The following is a 3,136-nucleotide window of genomic DNA, read 5'->3' as shown; positions in this document are numbered from 1 at the left end:
GCACCGTGCCGGCGATGCCGCGCCGCCGCTCCGGCTCCACCGTGGCGCGCAGGGCGACGTCGTCGGCCACCACGACGATCTCCGCCGGGATGCCTTCCGCCCGCGCCAGCTCGGCGGCGAGGCCGAAGTTCAGCCGGTCGCCGGTGTAGTTCTTGACCACCAGCAGCGCCCCGGCCGGGCCCGCCACCGCCCTGATGCCCGCCAGCACCGCATCGGTGCTCGGCGAGGTGAAGACGTCGCCCGTCACCGCCGCCGAGAGCATCCCCTCCCCGACATAGCCCGCATGGGCCGGCTCGTGCCCCGCCCCGCCGCCGGAGATCACCGCCACCTTGCGCCGTGCCGCTTCCGGCAGCCCGGCGCGGATGACGACATCCTCGCCCTCCAGCAGAGCCTGGGCCGGGTTGAGGGCCACCAGCCCCTCCAGCATCTCCCGCACCACGTGGCGGGGGTCGTTCACCAGCTTCTTCATGCGTCCTCCTCCCTCCTCTTCCCGGTCAGGCCCCGTCACACGGCGGCAGCAGCTTGCCGGGATTCATGATCCCGTGCGGATCGAAGGCCCGCTTGATGGCCCACATCAGGTCCAGCGCCCCGCCATGCTCCTTGGCCATCAGGTCCAGCTTGTGCAACCCGATCCCGTGCTCGCCGGAACACGTGCCGCCCAGCCGGATGGCACGCTCCCCGGTGCGGTGCGCCAGGGTCTGGGCGCGCTCGCGCTCCCCCGGAACGGCGGCGTCGAAGAGGATGCCCAGGTGGAAATTGCCGTCGCCGACATGGCCGATCAGCGGCGCTTCCAGTCCCGTCGCCGCGATATCCGCTTCCGTCTCCAGGATGCAGGCGGCGAGTTCGGAGATGGGCACGCAGGCATCCGTGCCCATCAGGGCGCGGCCCCGGCCATGCGCCAGGTTGGCCGGCAGGGCGTCGTGCCGGGCCTTCCAGAGCCGGGAACGGTCCTCCGGCCGCCGCGCCCAGGCGAAGCCGCCGCCGCCGGCCCCCGTCGCCAGGGCCTCCACCGCCAGCGCCTGTTCCTCCACCGCCGCAGGGCTGCCATGGAATTCGAGGAACAGGGTCGGCAGCGCCTCCAGCCCTTCCAGGCGGGAGAAGGCGATGCAGCAGCGCATCTGCGGCGCATTGGCGAATTCCATCCGCGCCACCGGGATACCGGATTGCAGCACGCCCACCGCGACCTCCAGCGCCGCCTCGACGGAGGGAAACTGGCAGGTGGCGGCCGAGACCGCCTCGGGCAGGCCCTGCAGGCGGAGCTGCACCTCGGTGATGATGCCCAGCGTGCCCTCGCTGCCGAGGAAGAGGCGGGTCAGATCGTAGCCGCTGGCCGATTTCCGCGCCCGCGTGCCGGTGCGCAGGATGCGGCCATCCGCCGTCACCACCGTCAGGCCCAGCACGTTCTCGCGCATCGTGCCATAGCGCACTGCGCCGGTGCCGGAAGCGCGGGTGGCCGCCATGCCGCCCAGCGTGGCATCCGCCCCGGGATCGACCGGAAAGAACAGCCCGTCGCCACGCAGCGCCTCGTTGAGCCGCAGCCGCCGCACACCCGCCTGCACGCGGCAGTCCAGCGCGGCGGGCGAGACGTCGAGGATCGCGTCCATCAGCGACAGGTCCATGGTCACGCCGCCCTGGATCGCGACGACCTGCCCCTCCACCGAGGTGCCGGCCCCGAAGGGGATCAGCGGCACCCGCGCCTCGTGGCAGAGGCGCGCCACGGCGGCGACCTCCCCGTTGTCGCGCGGACGCACCACGGCATCGGGCGGGGCGTCGTCGGGCAGGGCCTCGCCATGGCCGTAATGGGCACGGGCGGCGGGGCTGGTCAGCACCGGCTCCCGCAGCGCGGCCTGCAGGGCGGGGAGAAGGGTGGCGATGCCGGCACGAGGCCAGCAGGCTGCCGTGGTGGCCGGGTCCGGCAACATGCGATGGTTTCTCCCCCCGATGGTCAGGGGGCGAGGTTTCCGCCCTCCTTCCATCCCGTCAATGCGGGTGGGAGCATGGCGGAACAGCCCGGAGGCCCCGGCCCGGAAACCGGAAAACCGTGGCGGGGCCGGGAGGGCGCAACGGGAACCGGCGCGGCGGCGCATTCCGCGCGAATTTGCGGCGCAAGCCCGGCGACGATGGGAAGGCCATCGGCTATCGAAACTGGCATGGGAACCTTCCACGACCTGCCGGAGCACCGGGGAAAGCCGTTGGCCGTGCCCCGAATGCCTGAACGGGACGCATCCGGCCCATGACCGAAACCTTCCTGCCCACCCTGCTGACGGGGCTGGCCGGGGCCTCCTCGCTCTTCCTGGTGGCTTCGGGCCTGACGATCCTCTTCGGCGTCACGCGGATCGTGAACTTCTCGCATGGCAGCCTGACCATGCTCGGCGCCTATATCGGCTGGAGCATCCTGACGCGCCTGCCGCGCGATCCGGAATGGTTCGTGCTGGGCGTGCTGCTCACCGCGCTCGCCACGGGGCTGATCGGCGCGGTGCTGGAACTGGCGGTGATGCGCCGCGTGTACCGGGCGCCGGAACTGTTCCAGTTGCTGGCCACCTTCGGCGTGGTGCTGATCCTGCAGGACCTCACGCTGCGCCTCTGGGGCCCGGCGGAGCTTTCCCTGCCCCGCCCGCGCTGGATGCGCGGCTTCGTGGAGATCGCCGGCAGCCGCTTTCCCTTCTACGACCTGCTGCTCATCGCGGCCGGGCCGGTGGTGCTGGGCCTGCTCTGGCTGCTGCTGCACCGGACGCGCTGGGGCACGCTGCTGCGCGCCGCGACGCTGGACCGGGAAATGGCGGCGGCGCTGGGCGTGAACCAGCGCCTGCTCTTCACCTCGGTCTTCGCCCTGGGCGCCGGGCTGGCCGGGCTGGGCGGCGCGCTGTCCCTGCCCAATGCCTCGGCCAACCTCCAGATCGACCTGTCGGTGATCACCGAAGCCTTCGTGGTCGTGGTGGTGGGTGGGCTGGGCAGCCTGGCGGGCGCCTTCCTGGCCAGCCTGCTGATCGGCGTGCTGCAGGCCTTCGGCGTGGCGCTGCTGCCGCAGAGCACGCTGGTGCTGGTCTTCCTGGTGATGGCGGCGGTGCTGGTGCTGCGCCCGAACGGGCTGCTCGGCTGTCTCTTGATCACATCTACGCACAGCTCCACCGTAAGG

Annotated in this window: 3 protein-coding genes; 1 reads left to right on the top strand and 2 read right to left on the bottom strand. The window is 72.0% G+C overall.

What is annotated here, in order from left to right:
- Both ROTAS13_RS21905 and ROTAS13_RS21900 read right to left on the bottom strand, forming a co-directional pair.
- On the bottom strand, positions 1-469 hold a 469-nt coding region (locus ROTAS13_RS21905), incomplete at its 3' end, for a dihydroxyacetone kinase subunit DhaK (RefSeq protein ID WP_171979201.1).
- Positions 470-494: 25 nt separating this feature from the next.
- Positions 495-1,922: an FAD-binding oxidoreductase gene (locus ROTAS13_RS21900; RefSeq protein WP_075823418.1), complete on the bottom strand. Its 1,428-nt coding sequence runs from the start codon at positions 1,920-1,922 to the stop codon at positions 495-497.
- Positions 1,923-2,233: 311 nt separating this feature from the next.
- On the opposite strand from ROTAS13_RS21900, the gene ROTAS13_RS21895 reads away from it, so the two are divergent.
- Positions 2,234-3,136 (top strand): branched-chain amino acid ABC transporter permease (locus ROTAS13_RS21895; RefSeq protein ID WP_139323487.1); only part of this gene is annotated, 903 nt, incomplete at its 3' end.

The sequence above is a fragment of the Roseomonas sp. TAS13 genome (assembly GCF_001950415.1).
In the GTDB taxonomy this organism is placed as follows: domain Bacteria; phylum Pseudomonadota; class Alphaproteobacteria; order Acetobacterales; family Acetobacteraceae; genus Roseomonas; species Roseomonas mucosa.
Note: the sequence above shows the minus strand (reverse complement) of the source record. Positions and strands in the feature narration are given on the sequence as shown.